This window comes from Bacillus sp. FSL R10-2780, from assembly GCF_038006125.1.
Classification (GTDB): Bacteria; Bacillota; Bacilli; order Bacillales; family Bacillaceae_G; genus Bacillus_A; species Bacillus_A cereus_U.
This window is the reverse complement of the sequence record NZ_JBBOUQ010000001.1, coordinates 2,852,672-2,874,261: the sequence shown is the minus strand read 5'-3', so window position 1 is coordinate 2,874,261 and position 21,590 is coordinate 2,852,672. Positions and strand designations below refer to the sequence as shown.

The window sequence follows — 21,590 nt, the reverse complement described above, 5'->3', positions numbered from 1 at the left end:
ATTGTCGAATTATAAAGGAATCTTTTAATTTATATCGAATACAAAATACGACACGGAGATGGATTTATGGGGAACAGAATTCCCGAAGAAGTTGTTGAACAGATTCGGACATCATCTGATATTGTAGAAGTGATTGGTGAGTATGTTCAACTTAGAAAGCAGGGACGTAACTATTTCGGTCTTTGTCCATTTCATGGTGAGAATTCTCCTTCATTCTCTGTTTCATCTGATAAGCAAATTTTTCATTGCTTCGGATGTGGAGAAGGTGGAAATGTATTTTCTTTTCTTATGAAAATGGAAGGACTTGCTTTCACCGAGGCTGTTCAAAAGCTTGGCGAAAGAAATGGAATTGCAGTTGCAGAATATACATCAGGGCAAGGACAACAACAACAAGAAGACATATCTGATGACACTGTCATCATGCAACAGGCTCATGAACTTTTGAAAAAGTATTATCATCATTTATTAGTAAATACAGAAGAAGGAAATGAAGCACTTTCATATTTATTAAAACGTGGTATTACAAAAGAGATGATTGAGAAATTTGAAATTGGTTATGCATCACAAGCTTGGGATGCAGCAACGAAAATTTTACAAAAAAGAGGTTTGTCGCTATCTAGTATGGAACAAGCTGGCCTTCTTGTAAGAAGTGAGAAGGATGGCAGTCATTATGACCGCTTCCGCGGAAGAGTTATGTTTCCGATTTATACTTTACAAGGTAAGGTGATAGCGTTTAGTGGAAGGGCGTTAGGAGATGACACTCCGAAATATTTAAATAGTCCTGAAACACCGATTTTTTACAAAAGTAAGCTGTTGTATAATTTCCACCAAGCAAGGCCGTTTATTAGAAAACGTGGGCAGGTTGTCCTTTTTGAAGGCTATGCCGATGTACTAGCTGCGGTGAAAAGTGGTGTGGAAGAAGCTGTTGCGACAATGGGAACAGCCTTAACTGAAGAACAAGCGAAACTTCTGCGACGTAACGTTGAAACTGTTGTTCTTTGCTATGATGGTGATAAAGCAGGGCGAGAAGCGACGATGAAAGCAGGGCAATTACTATTGCAAGTTGGTTGCCAAGTGAAAGTTACATCCTTGCCAGATAAGCTTGACCCTGATGAATATGTGCAACAATATGGGACAACCGCTTTTGAAAATCTTGTGAAATCAAGTATAAGTTTTGTTGGTTTCAAAATAAATCATTTGCGTTTAGGGAAAAATTTGCAAGATGAGTCTGGCAAAGAAGAATATGTAAAAAGTGTTTTAAAAGAGTTATCATTGCTACAGGATGCGATGCAGGCGGAATCATATTTAAAATCATTATCGCAAGAATTTTCGTATTCAATGGAAACACTTTTGAATCAATTGCACCAATATCGCAAAGAACAAAAGGTACAGCAAAAACAAATAAAGCAGGTTTCTAAGCCATCTCAAATTGTTCAAACGAAGCCGAAGTTAACAGGTTTTGAAAGGGCAGAAAGAGAAATTATCTACCATATGTTGCAAAGTGCAGAAGTGACAGTACGTATGGAACCTCATATAGAAGATTTTTATACAGAAGAACATAAAGGGATTTTATATGAACTATACGCATATTATGAAAAGGGAAATGAACCTTCAGTCGGAACATTTTTAAGTTGGCTCTCTGATGAAAAGTTGAAAAATATTATCACTGATATTTCGACGGATGAATTTATTAATCCAGAGTACACAGAAGAAGCGTTACAAGGTCATTTGGAAGCGTTAAGACGCCATAAAGAGAAACTTGAAAAGATGGAAATTATCTTTAAAGTAAAACAAATGGAAAAAACAGATCCTGTAGAGGCTGCTAAATATTATGTGGCATATTTACAAAGTCAAAAAGCAAGAAAATAGCTTTTTCGATAAAATTTTAGTATAATGAATGTTTGTATCTCGCGTAAGGAGGGGAACAGATGGCTGATAAACCAGCTCGTTCTAAACAAATTGAAACTGAAATGACCCTTGAGCAAGTGAAAGAACAACTCACTGAGCTTGGGAAAAAACGTGGCGTTCTTACATATGAAGAGATTGCAGAACGCATGAATGGATTTGAAATTGAATCCGATCAAATGGATGAATACTATGAATATTTAGGTGAACAAGGGATTGACTTAGTTGGTGACAATGACAACGACGAAGGTCCTAATAATCGCCAAATTACAAAAACGGAAGAAGAGTTTGACCTTAATGATTTAAGTGTGCCACCAGGTGTGAAAATCAATGACCCTGTTCGTATGTACTTAAAAGAAATTGGTCGAGTTGACTTACTATCCGCTGAAGAAGAAATTCGACTTGCAACGCGTATTGAAGAAGGCGATGAAGAAGCGAAACGCCGTCTTGCAGAAGCAAACTTACGTCTTGTAGTAAGTATTGCAAAGCGCTACGTGGGCCGCGGTATGCTTTTCTTAGACTTAATCCAAGAAGGAAATATGGGTCTAATTAAAGCGGTTGAAAAGTTCGACTATCGTAAAGGTTTTAAATTTAGTACGTATGCAACTTGGTGGATTCGCCAAGCTATTACACGTGCGATTGCAGACCAAGCGCGAACAATTCGTATTCCAGTTCATATGGTTGAAACCATTAATAAGTTAATTCGTGTACAACGTCAATTATTACAAGATTTAGGACGCGAACCATCTCCTGAAGAGATTGGTGAAGAAATGGATCTTGCTCCAGAAAAAGTACGCGAAATCTTAAAGATTGCACAGGAGCCAGTTTCTCTTGAAACACCAATTGGTGAAGAAGACGACTCCCATTTAGGTGACTTTATTGAAGACCAAGAAGCAACATCGCCTGCGGACCATGCAGCGTATGAATTGCTAAAAGAACAATTAGAAGATGTGTTAGATACACTAACAGATCGTGAAGAAAATGTTCTACGTCTTCGTTTTGGTTTAGATGATGGACGAACTCGTACGCTTGAAGAAGTTGGGAAAGTATTCGGCGTAACGAGAGAACGTATTCGTCAAATTGAAGCGAAAGCACTTCGCAAATTAAGACATCCGAGCCGTAGTAAACGTCTTAAGGATTTCTTAGAATAGGTTATTTTAAGTTTACTTCACGATTGTGAAGTAAACTTTTTTCTTTTGTTAATTTTTGTTAAACTTTATCTATCGGCAACGATTACAATTTCTTGTAATTTATTTTACAGAATTGTCTTTTGATTTGCAAATGCTCATTTTTCGATTTTTCGATTAATTTTGTTTATTCTTTACAAAATAATATGTAGAAAAGTAAAAAATATGATGAGAAACGTTAGTAATTATCGAAATAATATGCGATAAAATAGTGAAAATCAATAAAATGAATTTACGGAATATTTTTAATAAATGGTAGTTTACTCTTTTCTGCTAGAGTGTTTTCAAGTACAATTGAAATGACTGAATCATCTAACTATTTAGCGGTATAGAGGGGGGAGAAGAGATATGAAACGTAATCCGTTGATTCCGTTCGCTCTTATTGCAGCATTAGGTATTATCGTTATGTTTGTATTTTCATTTCAGGGGCTAAATAAATCTAAAGAGTTAGCTGATGCAAAAAATGGCGGGAAACCAGCACAAACAGCATCAAAGCCAGAGGATATTGTAAAGCAAAGCTGTACGAGCTGTCATGGTGATCAGTTACAAGGGGCGGTAGGACCTAATTTACAAAAAATTGGTGGGAAACTTTCGAAAGATGAAATTAAAGAAGTTATTTCAAAAGGAAAAGGAAATATGCCGCCAAATATAGTTCCAGCTGATCAAGCGGCAAAAGTAGCTGATTGGTTATCGAAGAAAAAATAAAGTGAAACTTTAATCAGTGGGGGGTTCATCCCCATTGATTATTAGCCTTCACCAATCGGGCGTTTACGGGCAGTTGGTCTCCCACCTAACTGCTTTGTTCTAGCCGAATTTTGAGGTGGGAGTCTTACTGCCCGTTAATCCGGGATAAAGTATAGAAAAACAAGCCTTTTGCTTTTTGCAAAAGGCTTGTTTTTCTATACTATCTAAAATACGATTAGTAATAGAGAATTGAAGTATTGTTATGGGCTTGCAACAACTACTATAAATTCATTATCATGGAGACAGACTGACAAGAGAAGGAGTAATGGAAATACATGAATGAAGTAAAGCTTTCGAAACGATTAGAAGAAGTTGTGAGGGAGATTCCGGTAGGCTCTACAGTAGCTGATATTGGATCGGATCATGCGTATTTACCGTGTTATACAATTATAAATAATATTGCTACAAAAGCAGTTGCAGGAGAGATTGTAGATGGACCGTTTCGCTCTGCACAAGCAACTGTAGCTGAAAGTGGCTTACAAGATAAAGTAGACGTTCGTAAAGGGAATGGATTAGCTGTTATTGCACCAGGAGAAGTAGATGTTATTACGATTGCTGGTATGGGTGGAGCGTTAATTCGTGACATTTTAGAAAGTGGTAAAGAAAAATTAGAAGGTGTAACACGTTTAATCTTACAGCCGAATATTGCAGCACACCATATTCGTGAATGGTTTATTGAAAATGGATGGGAGCTTATCCGTGAGAAAATTGTAATAGAAGACGGAAAGATTTACGAGATTTTAGTCGGAGAGCGAGGAGATACAGCGGTACCTTACTCTGAAAATAAACAAGCTGAATTGTTTATGGGTCCATTTCTAATAAAAGAAAAAAGTGAAGCTTTTGTTGAAAAGTGGGAAGGAGAATTGAAAAACTTCCAAAATATTTTAAAACAGTTAGAGCGTGCAGCAGAGTCTGAAGAGACAAAAGCGAAGCGTGCAGAAATAGATGCGAAAATGAAAATGATAGGAGAGGTTTTATCATGAGTAAAATTCCGAATGGCCATGAAATTATTTCTTTGTTTGAAGGTATGTATCCGAAGCATTTAGCGATGGAAGGGGATAAGGTTGGCTTACAGATTGGAGCGCTTAATAAACCTGTGCAGCACGTATTAATCGCGTTAGATGTAACTGAGGAAGTTGTGAACGAGGCGATCCAATTAGGAGCGAATATCATTATAGCGCACCATCCTTTAATCTTTAATCCATTAAAAGCGATTCATACGGATAAGGTGTACGGAAGAATTATTGAAACGTGTATTAAAAATGATATTGCGGTGTATGCAGCGCATACAAATGTAGATATTGCTAAGGGCGGGGTAAATGATTTACTTGCTGATGCGTTAGGGTTACAAAATACAGAAGTATTAGCTCCTACATATGCAGAAGAAATGAAAAAAATTGTTGTATTTGTTCCAGTAACCCATGCAGAAGAAGTGCGCAAAGCTCTTGGAGATGCGGATGCAGGTCATATCGGTAATTATAGCCACTGTACGTTCGGTAGCGAAGGGGTAGGTACGTTTATCCCTAAAGAAGGTACAAACCCTTATATCGGAGAAACTGGACAGTTAGAACGTGTGGAAGAGGTGCGTGTCGAAACGATTGTTCCAGCTTCATTACAAAGAAAAGTTATTAAAGCGATGTTGGCAGCCCACCCATATGAAGAAGTGGCATATGATGTATATCCGCTTGATAATAAAGGTGAAACTTTAGGTCTTGGTAAAATAGGGTATTTACAAGAAGAAATGACACTTGGTCAGTTTGCTGAGCATGTGAAACAATCATTACATGTGAAGGGTGCAAGAGTTGTTGGAAAGTTAGATGATAAAGTGCGTAAAGTAGCTGTACTTGGTGGTGACGGTAATAAATATATAAACCAAGCGAAATTTAAAGGGGCAGATGTATATGTAACAGGTGATATGTATTATCATGTTGCTCATGATGCGATGATGCTTGGTTTAAATATAGTCGATCCAGGGCATAACGTTGAAAAAGTAATGAAGCAAGGTGTACAAAAACAATTGCAAGAAAAAGTAGATGCAAAGAAATTCAATGTACAAATTCATGCTTCGCAGTTACATACAGATCCATTCACGTTTGTATAAGAAAAATAAAAACCGTTGCTCATGTAGGCAACGGTTTTTTGTTATTGTTGTTTTTTTACTTTTACACGTGGCAATATCTTTTGAAGTGGTACATTTCGAGTTCTATCCCATGTAGCTGGATTCATCGGGTCATATTGGTCTAAGAAAGCAATAACTTCTTTTGTGATTGGCGTTGGAGTAGAAGCACCCGCTGTAACTGCAACGTTTTCGATACCTTGTAGCCACTCTAATTGGATTTCACTTACGTCTGCAACGCGGTATGCTTTCGTACCAGCGATTTCTTGTGATACTTGTGCTAAACGGTTTGAGTTGTTACTTTTCGGATCGCCGACAACAATTGTTAAATCTGCAACATCAGCTTGTTTAGCAACAGCTTCTTGGCGAACTTGAGTTGCTAAACAAATTTCCTTGTGGAATTCTGCTGTTGGGAATTTTTTCTGAATGTCCTCCATTAAATGTTGAACATCCCATTGACTCATTGTCGTTTGATTCGTAACTAAAATTTTATCCGTTGGGATTTCTAATGTTTTTAAATCGTCAGCTCTTTCGATAAGATGAACGATATCAGGTGCAATACCAACTGCGCCTTCTGGTTCTGGATGATTTTTTTTGCCGATATAAATGACATGGTATCCTTCAGCTTTCTTTGCTTCAATAAGGTCATGTGTTTTTGTAACATCTGGGCAAGTTGCATCAATTGTCGTTAAACCTTTTGCTTTTGCACGTTGTTTAACTTCTGGAGAAACACCGTGTGCAGTGAAAATAACAGTACCAGAATCGATTTTATCTAAAATTTCTAATCGACTTGGACCGTCTAATGTAATGATGCCATCCTCTTCGAAAGCATCTGTTACATGCTTATTGTGAACAATCATACCTAAAATATAAATGGGTCTCGGTAATGATTTATCTAATGCGGCGTTACGTGCAATAACCATCGCGTCAACAACGCCGTAGCAATAACCACGAGGGGAAATTTTAACAATCTTCATGTGAGTAATCCTCTCCTTCTAAACAAGGGATACTTTTGTGCATAGTCCATTACATTATAAAGGAGGAGGAGATAGAAAACAAAGGATTGTTACACATATAGTTTTGGTTTTGTTGCTATTTGTTGAACAGGCTCTTCTGGTAATTCTTTTTCTATTATGGGTTCAATTACAATTTTTTTTCTTTTTCTCTTTTTTGGTGGAGGAGTTGGAGTGGCTACTTCAACTTCTCTAGGTTGGTCTTCAATTTGTTTTTCCTCCGTGCTTTTTCCAGAGGTGAGGATTTTGACGATATTTGGTAGACTACGCATAATTGGACCGTATTGCTCGACGACAGGTCCTACAGATTGAACAACTTGGGATACTTTTTCGATATTATTTATCATATTAGTTGGATTCGAAATTAGATTCGAAAGAAAGCTTCCGATGCCGCTGCTAGATGTTGCCGCAGCTGCAGTTGTTGCGACGCCGCGCGTGTCATTGGATTCATACATTTGAGGTGGTATCATTTGTTGAGGATGTTGCTGCATATACGGTTGATATTGCTGTGAGTATTGCTGTTGGTATTGCGGTTGCTGGTACATCATCGGTGGCCCATCTGTTTGCCGATAGGGAGGGACCATTTGCATGAAAGGCTCCGTAGGATCGTGTTTTTTAAAGAGTTTAGAAAGAAAACTTTTCTTTTTTTGTGCCATCGGTGGTAGTTGTGGAATTGGGTATGGTGTATAAGAATGATGTCCTTGATTAGGATGCATTTGCCCTATTGGGGATTTCGGATACATATGAGAAATCCTCCTTTCTTCAGTTAGGTATATACACATACAATATGCAATGGAAGGAAAGAAGGTTAGTTTTTGAGATAAAAACCTAAACTAAAGATGGATTTTACTTGTAGATTTCGATATAATGTAGACTTGACTGATTTGTGCGCAGTAGAAATTTTAGAAAGAAGGTGTAACTTATGACACTACAAACTTTTACACAGTATGATTTTAAACCATTTTTAATAGATGCAGTTCGTGAACTACGCTTTACAGAGCCAACAGGAATTCAAAAGAAAATTTTCCCGGTCGTGAAAAAAGGTGTGAGTATAATTGGACAATCCCAAACTGGTTCTGGGAAAACACATGCATACTTACTTCCTACATTAAACAGAATTGATGCAAGTCGTGAAGAAGTACAACTTGTTATTACAGCGCCTACTCGTGAGTTAGCACAACAAATTTACGAAGAAATTGTGAAACTAACAAAGTTCTGTGCAGAAGATCAAATGATTACAGCACGCTGTTTAATTGGTGGAACTGATAAACAACGATCAATTGAAAAGTTGAAAAAACAACCTCATATTGTAGTTGGAACGCCAGGACGTATTAAAGACTTAGTAGAAGAAAAGGCGCTATTTGTTTATAAAGCGGATACTATTATTGTCGATGAAGCGGACTTAATGCTAGATATGGGATTCATTCAAGATGTAGATAAAATTGCGGCACGTATGCCTAAAAATCTGCAAATGTTAGTTTTCTCTGCAACAATTCCTCAAAAATTAAAACCATTTTTGAAGAAATATATGGAGAATCCAGAACATATTCATATTAATCCGAAGCAAGTTGCAGCAGGAAATATTGATCATTACCTTGTGCCTTCAAGACACCGTAATAAAACTGAATTAGTGAAAAATATGCTACTTCAATTTAAACCATATTTAGCAATTGTCTTTACAAACACAAAGAAGAAGGCTGACGAAGTAGCCGATGGATTAGCAGAACGTGGGTTAAAAGTAGGACGTATACACGGTGATTTATCACCACGTGATCGTAGAAAAATGATGAAACAAGTTCGTGATTTAGAGTTCCAATACATTGTCGCAACAGATTTGGCGGCACGCGGTATTGATATTGAAGGAATTAGCCATGTTATTAACTATGAACTTCCATCAGATTTAGACTTCTTCGTTCACCGCGTTGGAAGAACTGCACGTGCGGGTCATTCAGGTATTGCGGTAACGATTTATGATCCAGCAAATGAAGAAGCGTTAGATAGTTTGGAAAAACAACGTCATATCGAGTTTAAGCATGTAGATTTACGCGGAGATGAATGGGCGGATTTAGGTGAACGTCGTCGTCGTAAGAGCCGTAAAAAACCAAATGATGGACTAGATGTTATGGCAACAAAAGTTGTTAAAAAGCCGAAAAAAGTAAAACCAAACTATAAACGAAAACTTGCAACAGAACGTGACAAAGTGAAGAAAAAATATAGCAATAAAAAAAGATAAGGGATTTCCCTTATTTTTTTTTATCTCACTACTTGAGAGAAAGTCGATTAATGCAGACTAATAATTAGTGAGGGGTAGAAAAAACGTTGACTAAAGTTTCACTTTATTGGGTTAATTTAAGTATAGAGTGCAGAGTGTTTAAATAGTCAGTTTAATCTATGTAGTGCCTTTTGTGTGAACAAACAATTCGCTACATATTTCTACAAATTATGCTATCATTATATCTATTGTATATTGAAGAGGTGATTGTATGTTAAAGATAGGATCTCATGTTTCAATGAGTGGTAAGAAGATGTTATTAGCAGCAAGTGAAGAGGCTGTTTCATACGGTGCAACAACGTTCATGATTTATACAGGTGCGCCACAAAATACACGAAGAAAACCAATTGAAGAATTGAATATAGAAGCAGGAAGAAAACATATGGAACTAAACGGTATTGAGGAAATTATCGTCCATGCTCCGTATATTATTAATGTTGGGAATACGACGAAACCTGAGACGTTCCAATTAGGTGTTGATTTTCTGCGTATGGAAATTGAAAGAACGGCAGCGTTAGGGGTAGCAACACAAATTGTTCTTCACCCAGGAGCTCACGTTGGTGCAGGAGCAGATGCTGGTATTCAACAAATTATTAAAGGGCTTAATGAAGTAATAACGCCAGAACAGACGGTTAATATTGCGCTAGAAACGATGGCAGGAAAGGGAACAGAATGCGGTCGTAGTTTTGAAGAAATTGCGAAAATTATTGATGGTGTGAAATATAATGAAAAACTATCTGTATGTTTTGATACGTGTCATACGCATGATGCAGGTTATGACCTTGTAAATGATTTTGACGGTGTGTTAAACGAATTTGATAAAATTGTTGGGATAAATCGTTTACAAGTACTTCATATTAACGATAGCAAAAATGTACGCGGAGCTGGAAAAGACCGTCATGAGAATATTGGTTTTGGTCATATTGGCTATAAGGCATTGCATCACATTGTGCACCACCCACAACTTACGCACGTACCAAAAATTCTTGAAACGCCGTATGTAGGTGAAGATAAAAAAGATAAGAAGCCACCATATAAATTAGAAATTGAAATGCTGAAAAATGGTACTTTTGATGAAGGAATTCTTGAAAAAATTAAAGCGCAATAAGGAGGGGATTTTCCCCTCCTTATTTTAGTAGTTGTTGAAATAAAGTATTTACTTGTTGGGCAGTAGCAGGGGAGGTTACTTTTGCTATTTGTTTTAAGAGCTCTAGTCGTTCGTTATTGTCGTAAATGTTAATGTTTTTTCCCTTCATAAGTAAAACAATTTGATCAGCTTGCGCAGTCGTAATTGAAACTTCATATTCTTTACTATATTTCAATAACTCTTTTGTAGAAATATGATTTAATTTTTTGTTCACAATTTGTTTAATGAGGTTCATCGTGTTGTCCTCCTTCACACGTTCTTCTATCGAAATATATGTAAGCATAGCTTGTACATATTCGTATCAAGGTGCATTTTTTCAATGAGGAAAAGAAGCTTATGTTATAATATAAGAACGAAACTATAGATAAAGAGTATAAGGAGGACTTATGGAGAAAAAGCAACATCGAAAAGAAAGTGTTATTCATCTTGTATATCGTTTAGTTATGATTGTCTTTGGGGCAGCATGTGCGGCGGTAGCGATTGAACTGTTTTTAATGCCAAATAAAATTATTGATGGTGGAATTATTGGCATTTCTCTTATATTAGATTATCTTACTCCTAATATTTGGTGGTTAAGTTTTTCTACTTTAGTTGTTATCCTCAACATTCCTTTTATGTACTCCGGATATAAGCAAATTGGAAAAACATTCATGTTATCTTCAGCATTTGGAATTGTAGCTTTAGCATTTATTGAATCAACGTTGCACGCTATCCCGCCATTTACAACAGAGCCGATTTTAGCAACAGTTTTCGGCGGTCTTATTTTAGGGATTGGTGTAGGACTTGTTATTCGTCATGGTGGATCGTTAGACGGGACGGAGATTATGGGAATTCTATTAACAAAGAAATTACCGTTTTCTGTTGGTGAATTCGTAATGTTTGTGAACTTATTCATTTTTGCATGGGCAGCATTTGTTTTTGGTGTTGAACAAGCGATGTATTCTGTTATGACGTACTATATCGCATTCAAAACAATTGATACGGTAATTCAAGGATTAGACGAAACGAAAGCAGTTTTAATCGTATCGGATCAATATGAGGAAGTATCAAATGCAATTTTACACCGCCTTGGTCGTGGAACAACAAAACTTGTTGCTAAAGGTGGCTATACAGATAAAGAAAAAGAAGTTATTTATGCAGTTGTAACACGTCTGGAAGTGACGAAGTTAAAGTCAATTGTGCATGAAATTGATGAAAACGCATTTGTTACGATTATGAATACACAAGAGACAAATGGTGGTAAGTTTAAATCAGCAATTCACTAAAAAGTTAATTGTAATATCTTTTGAAAGCAGAGAATTCTTCTCTGCTTTTTGTTATAATAATAAGGTTTCTTGAAATAAAGAATATATTTTAGGCAGATTGGTTTACAACTATAATAAGCTGTACTATAATTCAAATAGAGATAAATCGGAATCATTCTGAATTAAAATAGGTGAGATGATATGAATAATATATTGGAAATAGAAGGATTAACGTTTCGATATGAAGATCGCAACGTGTTAGAAGATATTAATTTGCAAGTTCCGAAGGGAGCTTTTTTAGGTTTAGTTGGACCAAATGGTTCAGGGAAATCGACTTTACTTAAATGTTTATTGGGTGTTTTAAAACCAAAGCAAGGAAGTATTAGATTGTTTGGCATTGATAGTAAGAAATTTAAAGAGTGGAATAAAGTTGGTTATGTATCCCAAAAGGCAAGTAGTTTTAACTCAGGTTTCCCAGCAACTGTTTTTGAAGTTGTTTCAATGGGGCTCGTTTCGAAAAAGGGGCTTTTTCGCTTTTTTACGAAAGACGATAATGCGAAAGTAGAAAAAGCGATTGCTGATGTAGGTATGAGTGAGTTTCAAGGTCGCAACATTGGAGAACTTTCTGGTGGACAACAACAGCGTGTATTTATTGCTCGTGCACTTGTAAGTAATCCGGAATTGCTTATTTTGGACGAACCTACTGTTGGAATCGATGTGAAAAATGTGGAAAGCTTCTATGAGATACTAGAGGATTTAAACAAAAGGCTAGGGATCACGTTAATTCTTGTTACGCACGATATGGGTGCTGTAACAGAGAAGGTGACGCATGTTGCATGTTTAAATCAGCATCTACATTTCCATGGGAATGTAGAGAAATTCCGAGAGTTAGAAGATGCAGAAATGTCGATTTTATATGGGCATCATGTTCATCGCTTAGAACATGAACATGGGCATCACGGGAGGATATAATGATACAGGATTTTTTACAATATGATTTTTTACGTAATTCTTTATACGCTGGTGTTTTAATTGGGCTTGTCGGACCACTTATCGGCGTGTTCGTTGTAATTCGCCGCATGTCGCTTATTGCGGATGCATTAAGTCATGTGACGTTATCAGGAATTGCAGCCAGTTTATTACTTGAAAAGACAATCTTTACTGGAGGGTTTTTAAACCCTTTATATATGGGAATGTTTTTTTCAATCGGTGGAGCATTGCTAATTGAAAAATTACGTACTGTATATAAACATTATCAAGAGTTAGCAATTCCGATTATACTTTCAGCAGGGATGGGGATTGGAGTTATCTTCATTTCACTTGCTAATGGATTCAATACGGATTTATTTAGTTATTTATTTGGTAGTGTAAGTGCTGTGACAAGTGCGGATTTAATTATTATTGGTATAGTAGCAATTGTAGTTATTATAACGATTGTTTTATTATACAAAGAGTTGTTTTTACTATCATTTGATGAGGAATACGCTGTATCAACCGGTTTGAGTGCAAAGTGGATTCACTTTATTTTCATTATATTAGTTGCTCTTGTAATTGCGGTATCAATGCGTGTTGTAGGTGTTCTTCTCGTATCATCTTTAATGACGTTACCAGTTGCAGCAAGTATTCGTATTGCAAAAGGATTTAAACAAACAATTTTCTTTTCCATTTTATTTGGTGAAATTGCAGTAATTGGTGGAATGTTTGCTTCGTATCAACTTGATCTAGCACCAGGTGGTACAATTGTTATGATAGCGGTTCTTATTTTAATCGGTGCGATTTTATGGAAGAAGAAAAAAACTGCATAAAGTAGGGATAGGTATGAATCTAACAGAAGCTTTACGCCTAATGAAGGAAAAAGGATATAAACATACGGGGAAAAGGGAAGAGATGCTAAGATTATTCGCGGCGCATAATCGGTATTTAACCGCAAAAGATGTTTTAGAACATATGAAGGATGATTATCCAGGACTTAGTTTCGATACGATTTATCGTAACTTAACGGTTTTTGCTGAAATTGGTGTTTTAGAGCAAACGGAATTAAATGGTGAAAAACATTTTCGTTTTATGTGCTCTATTATGGAACATCATCATCATTTCATTTGTTTAGATTGTGGTGGTACGAAAGAAATCACTTCTTGCCCAATGGATTTTATGAATAAAGATTTTAAAGGTTATGAGGTAACGGGACATAAGTTCGAAATATATGGTCGTTGTCCAAAATGTGCAAAATAAGAGAACTCGTCGGTTATATAACTGACGAGTTTTTAATTTAAATGTAAAAAAGGTTGCTCACAAAAATTGTGGGCAACCTTTTTTTTATTGTTCTTGTTTTTCTTTTTCTTTTTCTTTTTCTTTTTCTCGTTCGGCAGCCATTTCAGCAGCGATTACATCAATTTCTTTTTTCAGTTCTTCTACCATTGTTTCTTCTGGTACTTTACGAACGACTTGCCCTTTACGGAATAATAAACCTTCTCCGCGTGCACCAGCAATACCGATGTCGGCTTCACGAGCTTCACCAGGACCGTTTACGGCGCAGCCGAGTACTGCAACCTTAATTGGAACTTTAAGTGTAGAGATGTATTCTTCGACTTCATTAGCAATGCTAATTAGGTCGATTTCAATACGACCACAAGTTGGACAAGAAATAAGTGTTGCGGCATTAGATGCAAGACCAAATGACTTTAATAGTTCACGTGCAACCTTTACTTCTTCAACTGGATCAGCACTTAAAGAAATACGAAGTGTATTTCCGATACCTTTACTTAAAATTGCTCCAAGACCAGCGGCGCTTTTTACAGTTCCAGCAAACAATGTTCCTGATTCTGTAATACCTAAATGTAATGGGTAATCAAAAGCGCGAGCAGCTTTTTCGTATGCTTCAATTGCTAAGTTAACATCAGAGGCTTTCATTGATACGATAATATCGTGGAAATCTAAGTCCTCTAAAATTTTAATATGGTGCAGTGCGCTCTCGACCATACCATCAGCAGTTGGATATCCATACTTTTCTAAAATATGACGTTCTAATGAACCGGCATTTACACCGATACGGATTGGAATGCCACGCTCTTTCGCTGCATTTACAACAGCTTCTACTTTATGGCGACGTCCAATGTTACCTGGATTGATACGTACTTTATCAATGCCGCCTTCGATTGCTTTTAAAGCAAGGCGATAATCAAAATGAATATCAGCAACAAGTGGAATGTTGATTTGTTTTTTAATATCAGCAATAGCATTTGCTGCGCGTTCGTCTGGAACAGCAACACGAACAACTTGACAGCCAGCTTCTTCTAAACGTTTAATTTCAGCAACTGTAGCCTCAACATCATGCGTTTTTGTTGTCGTCATACTTTGTATAATTAATTCATTGTTACCGCCAATTGTTAAATTACCGACTTTAACTGGACGTGTTTTTGTACGTTGAGTCATTTCATTCACGAATTGATCGCTCTCCTTATAAAAGAAGTTTCTTATTTTAGTCCCTTACATCAATGATAGTATGTGTGAGAAAGGGCTATGGAAACCAAAGTACTCGGTTTCACTTTTACTATTGTATCAGCGCCTTTATGTAATTGACAAGGATTAAGTGATTGCTTATTGATATAACGGGAATTTATAAGACTTTCCAACTTGGATTTTTGTAGCAGATGTATTTTTATTTAATTGCTTAAAATCATCAATTACTTTTTCAATAGAAGGAATTTTTTTCTTATTAATCGCTTCTGTAATAGAAAGAACTGTATCGCCAGTTTTTACTTCGATTGCTTTATAAGCTATATCCGTTTCTTTTTCTGTTTCTTTCTCTTTATTTTGTTTTGTATCTGTATTTTCTTGTTTTATCGTTTGGGCAGCAGAGGTTTTTTTGTATGAACTTAACATCGGTAAAGTACCGATTTTTATGTCGTAATAAAATATATAACCGAGGACAAGCACGAATAAGAGTACACCTAATCTCTTCATATCCTTCACTCCTTTGCTAGGAATATATGCTTGTCCAAAAAAAAAATGCCTATTTAGGCATTTTTTTATAGTTCTTGTTTTTCTTTCGGTTTTGGAACTTCTTTAATTGTTAAGTATAGAACGATTAAAACAACTGCAATGTAAATGAATGTTGCGCCAGGTACGTTTATTTTGAATAAATCCATAATCATAAAGAAGATTGTTGGAATTGTGTAGCTGTAAGCAGTTAATGTCCAAACTTGTTTATAAGATAATTTGCGTTGACCGCTCATCGCAGAACCGATGAAGGCAAGCAATGTAACTCCTACAAAGGTAATAAATAATTGGAACAAGTACAGTAAGAACCCAATAACGAATAATAAGATTGGATAAATACCGTCAAATAACGAAATGAAATCTTGTAAATCTTTTTTCTCAAGAGATGCGCCTAATAAGTCATTATAGGAGTATGTTTGTGTTTGACCGTTCCCCATGGAGACTACTTTATCTTTTAAAACAAATAAACCTGTTTTATTTTGATATTTTTCTAAGTCTGTTGAATTTGGATCAAATACGAAAAGGGCATTTCCGTCTTCTTTTTCGATAGGTTGATCAATATCAGCTGTTAGCTCACCATTTTCAATTTTAAAATCAGGTAAATCTTTTTCGATTACTTTATTTACCATGTTAACACCATCTTGAATAACGCTACCGTACAAGAAAGTTCTTGGAATAGTAGTGATTAGGCAAAGAAGCATAATATACAAAATGGTTTTACCGATTTTTTGAAAACGGAAAAGCGCCATATCTTTAGGCGAATATACGCTTTTTGCTAGCTGTGTAAAAATGGACATAGATTCACTTCCTTTATGTATGTGTAAAATCATTGTAACGTACGAATCTAGAGAAGCTCAAGATATATTATATTTACATATAGTAGAAAGGACTAAATTTCTTTTTATTAATTTACTTCTTTTAGTAGAGAAAAATACAATTGACACTTTTCTTTTGTATATGGTAAATTTATCTTACATTTTTTAAACGATATATCCGATGGGAAGTTAGTTGTTTTTAATGTTACATACATAATTGTGGACCCTTAGCTCAGTTGGTTAGAGCAGACGGCTCATAACCGTCCGGTCGTAGGTTCGAGTCCTACAGGGTCCATATCCATTTCATATGTTTATTATGTCAGCAGGAAGCTTCCTTGTAGAAGGAAGCTTTTTTTACGGAATATATGAGCATTTTAATTGAAAAGAAGTGGGAATTTTGCTACTTTAATGATAGCAAGACAAAGCGATTTATTTGTTTGCACCCTATGGCAATTAGGGTAGAATGAAGTTGTAGGTCACATATGTAGTGACAATACATAAACCGGGAGGAATATAACAATGGCAAAACACGAATTACCAAATTTACCTTATGCGTATGATGCTTTAGAACCTCACTTTGATAAAGAAACAATGAACATCCATCATACAAAACATCACAACACGTATATTACAAACTTAAACGCTGCTTTAGAAGGTCATGCAGAATTAGCAGACAAAAGCGTTGAAGAATTAGTTGCAAACTTAAACGAAGTACCTGAAGCAATCCGTACAGCAGTACGTAACAATGGTGGCGGACATGCTAACCATACATTCTTCTGGACAATCCTATCTCCAAACGGCGGGGGACAACCAGTAGGCGAACTTGCAACTGCGATTGAAGCGAAATTCGGTAGCTTCGATGCATTCAAAGAAGAATTCGCAAAAGCTGGCGCAACTCGCTTCGGTTCTGGTTGGGCTTGGTTAGTAGTAAACAATGGTGAGTTAGAAGTAACAAGCACTCCAAACCAAGATTCTCCTATAACTGAAGGTAAAACTCCAGTTATCGGTTTAGATGTTTGGGAGCATGCTTACTACTTAAATTACCAAAACCGTCGTCCTGACTACATCGGTGCATTCTGGAACGTTGTAGATTGGAACGTTGCTGAAAAACTTTACCAAGAAGCAAAATAATTAAAGTTAATACAGCTAGAAAAAAGCTAGGGGTTTTCTCCTAGCTTTTTTCTATGCTCTCCTTTTACATAATTGAGCTTGTCTTTGGAAGACTAGAACATGAAGTAAAGGAGAGTTGTGTATGAAGTGGAAACATGTAATTGGTGATGTTGAAGTGAATCGGGATTTAGTATTATTGCTTGTTATAGGAGGTTTATACACGCTCGCAATTTCTTTATCGAATACGTTTGTAAACATTTATTTATGGAAGCAAACACAAAATTATGTGAATTTGGGCTTGTATAATTTGGCCAGCGTTGTATTGCAGCCTCTAACATTTCTTGTGGGAGGGAAATTAGCGAAACGTATTGATCGCTCGATTTTATTGCGAATCGGTGTAGGCACGTTAGCTGTTTTTTTTATCGTCGTTTTAGTAGCGGGAAAAAGTGCATCTCACTATATTTTACTAATGGGAGCCCTTTTAGGAGTTGGTTATGGTTTCTATTGGCTCGCTTTTAACTTGTTGACATTTGAGATTACAGAACCAGAAACAAGAGATTTTTTTAACGGTTTTCTCGGACTTCTTACATCTTTCTCTGGAATGATTGGACCGATAGCTGCAGGATATACAATTTCACGTATGGAAAAATGGAGCGGTTATACTGTCGTTTTCTTCCTCTCGTTAATGCTATTTGCGGTTGCAGTCGTTCTAAGCTTTTTTTTATCGAAGAGGGAATGTGAAGGACGCTATGAAATTGTGCAAGTATTGAAAGAGCGGCAAGTTGATGAAAACTGGGGAAGAATTACGCGTGCTCATTTCTTCCAAGGTTTGAGAGAGGGAACGTTTATTTTCGTTATTTCGGTATACGTCTATTTAGCATCTGGTAGCGAGTTAGCACTAGGGAAGTATAGTTTAGTGAATTCTGCAGTATCATTTGTATGCTATTATTTAGTTGCTCGTCTGTTAAAGAAAGAATGGCGAAAAAAAGCAATTTTACTTGGTGGCATTATTTTATATGCGGTCGTATTCTTAGTTATTTTCAATGTTACATATACGAAATTACTTATTTATGCAGCATGTATCGCGGTTGCATATCCCATTCTACTCGTTCCGTACGGATCCATGACATACGATGTAATTGGTAGAGCAAAACAGGCGAGAGAATGGCGTGTAGAATATGTAGTTGTCAGGGAATTATGGTTAAATGCCGGAAGAATTTGTTCCATTTTAAGTTTTTTATGTGCTGTCATATTCTTTCCTCCTGAAAAAAGTTTACCTTTCTTACTATGTATTTTAGGAGCTGGACATTTTCTTATTTATTTTGCAGTTAAAAATGTCAAATATGATGAGGGGAATGTGAACAAAACCAGCGTTGTAGCGCAAGGAACCACGCAGAATCAAACTGAACCAGAAGGTTAACTTATCGTTTGTTTTATGCTAGAATAGAAAAAGATGTAAGACAGCAGTGAGGGCACCTGTATGAAGGTGTCCCTTTCACATTACATAGCTGTTGGTAGAGGGGGTTTGTATGAGCAAGAAGCAGAAAAAGAACCAGACAAAGACAAAAACCCACGTTCCCTTTCGGTTAAACGTGTTGTTTTTTTGCGTGTTTTTAATGTTCTCCGCGGTTATTGTAAGGCTTGGATACGTACAAATTGTTCGTGGCGAGGAATATAAAAATGAAGTTGAGAAAAAAGAAAATTCAACGATAAGTAATCCTGTACCACGCGGGAAAATATTTGATCGTAATGGGCAACCAGTCGTAGATAATGAGCCTATTCGTACAATTACATTTACAAAAATGAAGGGATCAACTGCAGATGATCGCTTAGAAACGGCGAAAAAGTTAGCAGATTTAATTGATGTCCCAACAGATAAGTTAACAGATCGCGATAAAAAAGATTATTGGCTTGCTTTACATAAAGAAGAAGCAAAAGCAAAAATCACAAAAAAAGATCGTGAAGAGTTGAAAGCGAATAAAATTGAAGAGAAAGAGCTAGATGAGCGTCAACGAAATCGTGTAACAGAAGAAGAGATTAGTCAATTTTCAGCAAAAGATTTAGAAATACTGGCAATTAAAAGTAAGATGGAAAGCGGATATGCAATGACGCCGCAAATCGTTAAAAAAGATGCAACACCGGAAGAATATGCGATTATTAGTGAAAATTTAGCGAAATTACCAGGTGTAGATACAAATGTCGACTGGGAACGAAAATATAAGTATGATGATACGTTCCGAAGTGTACTTGGTGGTGTAACGACTGCTGATGAAGGGTTACCGAGAGAGCGATTAGATTACTACCTTGTTCGCGATTATAATCGTAATGATCGCGTAGGGAAAAGTTACCTTGAGCAACAATATGAAGATAGTTTACACGGTACAAAATCCGAAGTGAGAAATGTTACAGATAAAGACGGAAATATTTTAGAAACTATTAATGTGTCACAAGGACAACGAGGTAACGATCTGAATTTAACAATCGATATGGAATTACAAAAGCGCGTAGAAGAAATTCTTGCGAAAAACTTAATGAGATTTAAAGGGAGCGAACCTCTTTTAGACCGTGCATTCGTTGTAATGATGAACCCGAAAAATGGTGAAGTTTTATCTATGGCGGGGAAACAATTAGTTAACGAAGATGGTCAAACGAAAGTAAATGATTTCGCATTAGGAACGATGACGAGTTCTTATCCGATGGGTTCAACTGTAAAAGGTGCGACAGTACTTACGGGATATCAAACTGGTGCGATTCAACCTGGATCTGTACAGTTAGATGAACCGATTAAATTAAAAGGGACACCTACGAAGTCATCTTGGAAAACGATGGGGTATATTAATGACCTTACAGCGTTAAAAATGTCTTCTAACGTTTATATGTTTAAAACAGCGATGAATATCGCTGGGGTTCCATACGTACGAGGCGGTACGTTAGATATCCCGCAAAAAGCATTCGATACTATGCGTTACTATTTTGGCCAGTTTGGACTTGGTGTGAAAACAGGAATTGATTTGCCGAATGAAACTGCTGGTCAAATGGGTAAAGGGAATCAACCAGGTTTCTTATTAGATTTATCAATCGGACAGTATGATACGTATACACCGCTTCAATTAGCGCAATATATTTCGACGATTGCAAATGGTGGATATCGTATGCAACCGCAAGTTGTAAAGGAAATTCGTCAGCCATCGGCGAAGCCCGAGGAAGTTGGAAAAGTTGTTCAATCCATGGAACCGAAAGTATTAAATCGTGTTGATATGCCTGAATCACAAATTAAACGTGTTCAAGAAGGATTTAGACAAGTGTTTAACGATACAGGTGGTACAGCTACAAAATACTTTGCAGGTGCACCATATAAAGCAGCTGGGAAAACAGGTACAGCTCAAACTGTATATGGCGGAGATAAAGAGATTGGTAGAAATGCAAAAGGTGAGCGTGTTGAAACATATAATTTAACATTAGTAGGTTATGCGCCACTTGAAGATCCAGAAGTAGCATTTTCTGTTGTTGTGCCATGGGTACATGATGATAAAACAGGGATTAATGGATATATTGGTCGTGAAATAATGGACGCTTACTTTGATTTGAAAAAACAAGCATTAACTGGTGAAGCTCCAAAAGATGAAAAAGAGAAAAAAAGTAATGCACAAGATGATGAATAAAAAAGTTGTAAAAAAAGCACACTATCTGAAAAGATAGTGTGCTTTTTTTTATGCTTTATGCATATGGTTTAGTAAATGTGGACAAGCGTAAAATGTTGAAAAAAACATGTAGTTTCAAAAACGATGAACATAACAAGATGAGTGCATACGCTCTAAGTTTGTCTTGTGTGATAGGTGATAGCAGTTTTATCCCGCTATTTGAGGGCAGTAAAACTCCCACCTCAAAATTCAGCTGGAGCAAAGAAGTTAGGGGGAGCCATGCTGCCCGATTGGTGAGGGCTAATAATCAGTGGGGGATGAACAAAACCCCCACTGATTAAAGTTTCACTTTATGGATGATTAGAAAATTTCCTGCATCTAAAGTACAAAATTGACA

The 21,590-nt window shown here is 36.5% G+C and carries 20 protein-coding genes and 1 tRNA gene; 15 read left to right on the top strand and 6 right to left on the bottom strand.

The genetic code is table 11. The annotated features are described in order from the left end of the window. Positions 1-66: 66 nt before the first annotated feature. The 5 genes from dnaG (at position 67) to NSQ47_RS14980 (ending at position 5,937) form a co-directional block, all read left to right on the top strand. Positions 67-1,869, top strand: coding sequence for a DNA primase (gene dnaG / locus NSQ47_RS15000; RefSeq protein WP_002067179.1), 1,803 nt, complete (start codon positions 67-69; stop codon positions 1,867-1,869). A gap of 59 nt (positions 1,870-1,928) precedes the next feature. After that, positions 1,929-3,056 carry an RNA polymerase sigma factor RpoD gene (gene rpoD / locus NSQ47_RS14995; RefSeq protein WP_000764062.1) on the top strand — a complete coding sequence of 376 codons (1,128 nt, stop codon included), beginning with the start codon at positions 1,929-1,931 and terminating at the stop codon, positions 3,054-3,056. A gap of 384 nt (positions 3,057-3,440) precedes the next feature. After that, a complete protein-coding gene (cccA, locus tag NSQ47_RS14990) occupies positions 3,441-3,797 on the top strand; it encodes a cytochrome c550 (RefSeq protein WP_002129130.1) in 357 nt (118 codons plus the stop codon). A gap of 314 nt (positions 3,798-4,111) precedes the next feature. Then, a complete protein-coding gene (locus tag NSQ47_RS14985) occupies positions 4,112-4,819 on the top strand; it encodes a tRNA (adenine(22)-N(1))-methyltransferase (RefSeq protein WP_341037246.1) in 708 nt (235 codons plus the stop codon). Continuing rightward, positions 4,816-5,937, top strand: coding sequence for a Nif3-like dinuclear metal center hexameric protein (locus NSQ47_RS14980; protein ID WP_088079381.1), 1,122 nt, complete (start codon positions 4,816-4,818; stop codon positions 5,935-5,937). The genes NSQ47_RS14985 and NSQ47_RS14980 overlap by 4 nt, the downstream gene beginning before the upstream one ends. Before the next feature lie 41 nt (positions 5,938-5,978). On the opposite strand, the gene NSQ47_RS14975 is transcribed toward NSQ47_RS14980, so the two are convergent. Next, positions 5,979-6,929, bottom strand: a complete 951-nt coding sequence (locus tag NSQ47_RS14975; RefSeq protein WP_002111876.1) for a 4-hydroxy-3-methylbut-2-enyl diphosphate reductase — start codon at positions 6,927-6,929, stop codon at positions 5,979-5,981. 89 nt (positions 6,930-7,018) lie between these two features. Further along, positions 7,019-7,708, bottom strand: a complete 690-nt coding sequence (locus NSQ47_RS14970) for a YqfQ family protein (RefSeq protein WP_215579680.1) — start codon at positions 7,706-7,708, stop codon at positions 7,019-7,021. Between the two features lie 179 nt (positions 7,709-7,887). Here NSQ47_RS14970 and NSQ47_RS14965 point away from each other — a divergent pair, with 179 nt between their 5' ends. Then, positions 7,888-9,198: a DEAD/DEAH box helicase gene (locus NSQ47_RS14965; protein WP_341037244.1), complete on the top strand. Its 1,311-nt coding sequence runs from the start codon at positions 7,888-7,890 to the stop codon at positions 9,196-9,198. Between the two features lie 250 nt (positions 9,199-9,448). After that, positions 9,449-10,345, top strand: coding sequence for a deoxyribonuclease IV (locus tag NSQ47_RS14960; protein WP_002138366.1), 897 nt, complete (start codon positions 9,449-9,451; stop codon positions 10,343-10,345). A gap of 19 nt (positions 10,346-10,364) precedes the next feature. Here the strand turns inward: NSQ47_RS14960 and NSQ47_RS14955 are convergent, their stop codons facing one another. After that, positions 10,365-10,619 carry a DUF2624 domain-containing protein gene (locus tag NSQ47_RS14955; RefSeq protein ID WP_001048958.1) on the bottom strand — a complete coding sequence of 85 codons (255 nt, stop codon included), beginning with the start codon at positions 10,617-10,619 and terminating at the stop codon, positions 10,365-10,367. A 151-nt stretch (positions 10,620-10,770) separates the two neighbouring features. Between NSQ47_RS14955 and NSQ47_RS14950 the strand changes: the two genes are divergently transcribed. From NSQ47_RS14950 to NSQ47_RS14935, 4 genes are all read left to right on the top strand, one after another. Beyond that, positions 10,771-11,649 (top strand): YitT family protein, encoded by an 879-nt coding sequence (locus NSQ47_RS14950; protein WP_002015168.1) that lies wholly within the window; start codon positions 10,771-10,773, stop codon positions 11,647-11,649. Between the two features lie 180 nt (positions 11,650-11,829). Further along, on the top strand, positions 11,830-12,600 hold the full coding sequence (locus NSQ47_RS14945; RefSeq protein ID WP_002111871.1) for a metal ABC transporter ATP-binding protein: 771 nt from the start codon (positions 11,830-11,832) through the stop codon (positions 12,598-12,600). Then, complete coding sequence (locus tag NSQ47_RS14940) at positions 12,600-13,433, top strand: metal ABC transporter permease (RefSeq protein ID WP_002160460.1); 834 nt, start codon at positions 12,600-12,602, stop codon at positions 13,431-13,433. The genes NSQ47_RS14945 and NSQ47_RS14940 overlap by 1 nt, the downstream gene beginning before the upstream one ends. Before the next feature lie 13 nt (positions 13,434-13,446). Next, positions 13,447-13,860 carry a Fur family transcriptional regulator gene (locus NSQ47_RS14935; protein ID WP_002067192.1) on the top strand — a complete coding sequence of 138 codons (414 nt, stop codon included), beginning with the start codon at positions 13,447-13,449 and terminating at the stop codon, positions 13,858-13,860. An 84-nt stretch (positions 13,861-13,944) separates the two neighbouring features. Here the strand turns inward: NSQ47_RS14935 and ispG are convergent, their stop codons facing one another. The 3 genes from ispG to yqgB form a co-directional block, all read right to left on the bottom strand. Beyond that, on the bottom strand, positions 13,945-15,060 hold the full coding sequence (gene ispG / locus NSQ47_RS14930; RefSeq protein ID WP_131798918.1) for a flavodoxin-dependent (E)-4-hydroxy-3-methylbut-2-enyl-diphosphate synthase: 1,116 nt from the start codon (positions 15,058-15,060) through the stop codon (positions 13,945-13,947). Between the two features lie 165 nt (positions 15,061-15,225). Then, positions 15,226-15,591 (bottom strand): hypothetical protein, encoded by a 366-nt coding sequence (locus NSQ47_RS14925; protein WP_002111869.1) that lies wholly within the window; start codon positions 15,589-15,591, stop codon positions 15,226-15,228. Positions 15,592-15,656: 65 nt separating this feature from the next. Beyond that, positions 15,657-16,424, bottom strand: coding sequence for a protein YqgB (gene yqgB / locus NSQ47_RS14920; RefSeq protein WP_341037241.1), 768 nt, complete (start codon positions 16,422-16,424; stop codon positions 15,657-15,659). Between the two features lie 239 nt (positions 16,425-16,663). Here yqgB and NSQ47_RS14915 point away from each other — a divergent pair. The 4 genes from NSQ47_RS14915 to NSQ47_RS14900 all read left to right on the top strand — a co-directional run bounded on the left by NSQ47_RS14915 (position 16,664) and on the right by NSQ47_RS14900 (position 21,214). Next, positions 16,664-16,737 (top strand) — tRNA-Ile (locus tag NSQ47_RS14915). 224 nt (positions 16,738-16,961) lie between these two features. Further along, on the top strand, positions 16,962-17,573 hold the full coding sequence (gene sodA, locus NSQ47_RS14910) for a superoxide dismutase [Mn] (RefSeq protein WP_070139953.1): 612 nt from the start codon (positions 16,962-16,964) through the stop codon (positions 17,571-17,573). Between the two features lie 121 nt (positions 17,574-17,694). Beyond that, the gene (locus tag NSQ47_RS14905) at positions 17,695-18,972 is read left to right on the top strand and encodes an MFS transporter (protein WP_002111864.1); all 1,278 of its coding nucleotides are present in this window, start codon (positions 17,695-17,697) and stop codon (positions 18,970-18,972) included. 109 nt (positions 18,973-19,081) lie between these two features. Next, positions 19,082-21,214, top strand: coding sequence for a peptidoglycan D,D-transpeptidase FtsI family protein (locus tag NSQ47_RS14900; protein ID WP_341037240.1), 2,133 nt, complete (start codon positions 19,082-19,084; stop codon positions 21,212-21,214). Positions 21,215-21,590: the final 376 nt, after the last annotated feature.

Bases quoted from the DNA above. Each gene is read 5' to 3' on its own strand.
- dnaG (WP_002067179.1), top strand. From the start codon at position 67: ATGGGGAACAGAATTCCCGAAGAAGTTGTTGAACAGATTCGGACATCA.
- rpoD (WP_000764062.1), top strand. From the start codon at position 1,929: ATGGCTGATAAACCAGCTCGTTCTAAACAAATTGAAACTGAAATGACC.
- cccA (WP_002129130.1), top strand. From the start codon at position 3,441: ATGAAACGTAATCCGTTGATTCCGTTCGCTCTTATTGCAGCATTAGGT.
- NSQ47_RS14985 (WP_341037246.1), top strand. From the start codon at position 4,112: ATGAATGAAGTAAAGCTTTCGAAACGATTAGAAGAAGTTGTGAGGGAG.
- NSQ47_RS14980 (WP_088079381.1), top strand. From the start codon at position 4,816: ATGAGTAAAATTCCGAATGGCCATGAAATTATTTCTTTGTTTGAAGGT.
- NSQ47_RS14975 (WP_002111876.1), bottom strand. From the start codon at position 6,929: ATGAAGATTGTTAAAATTTCCCCTCGTGGTTATTGCTACGGCGTTGTT.
- NSQ47_RS14970 (WP_215579680.1), bottom strand. From the start codon at position 7,708: ATGTATCCGAAATCCCCAATAGGGCAAATGCATCCTAATCAAGGACAT.
- NSQ47_RS14965 (WP_341037244.1), top strand. From the start codon at position 7,888: ATGACACTACAAACTTTTACACAGTATGATTTTAAACCATTTTTAATA.
- NSQ47_RS14960 (WP_002138366.1), top strand. From the start codon at position 9,449: ATGTTAAAGATAGGATCTCATGTTTCAATGAGTGGTAAGAAGATGTTA.
- NSQ47_RS14955 (WP_001048958.1), bottom strand. From the start codon at position 10,619: ATGAACCTCATTAAACAAATTGTGAACAAAAAATTAAATCATATTTCT.
- NSQ47_RS14950 (WP_002015168.1), top strand. From the start codon at position 10,771: ATGGAGAAAAAGCAACATCGAAAAGAAAGTGTTATTCATCTTGTATAT.
- NSQ47_RS14945 (WP_002111871.1), top strand. From the start codon at position 11,830: ATGAATAATATATTGGAAATAGAAGGATTAACGTTTCGATATGAAGAT.
- NSQ47_RS14940 (WP_002160460.1), top strand. From the start codon at position 12,600: ATGATACAGGATTTTTTACAATATGATTTTTTACGTAATTCTTTATAC.
- NSQ47_RS14935 (WP_002067192.1), top strand. From the start codon at position 13,447: ATGAATCTAACAGAAGCTTTACGCCTAATGAAGGAAAAAGGATATAAA.
- ispG (WP_131798918.1), bottom strand. From the start codon at position 15,060: ATGACTCAACGTACAAAAACACGTCCAGTTAAAGTCGGTAATTTAACA.
- NSQ47_RS14925 (WP_002111869.1), bottom strand. From the start codon at position 15,591: ATGAAGAGATTAGGTGTACTCTTATTCGTGCTTGTCCTCGGTTATATA.
- yqgB (WP_341037241.1), bottom strand. From the start codon at position 16,424: ATGTCCATTTTTACACAGCTAGCAAAAAGCGTATATTCGCCTAAAGAT.
- sodA (WP_070139953.1), top strand. From the start codon at position 16,962: ATGGCAAAACACGAATTACCAAATTTACCTTATGCGTATGATGCTTTA.
- NSQ47_RS14905 (WP_002111864.1), top strand. From the start codon at position 17,695: ATGAAGTGGAAACATGTAATTGGTGATGTTGAAGTGAATCGGGATTTA.
- NSQ47_RS14900 (WP_341037240.1), top strand. From the start codon at position 19,082: ATGAGCAAGAAGCAGAAAAAGAACCAGACAAAGACAAAAACCCACGTT.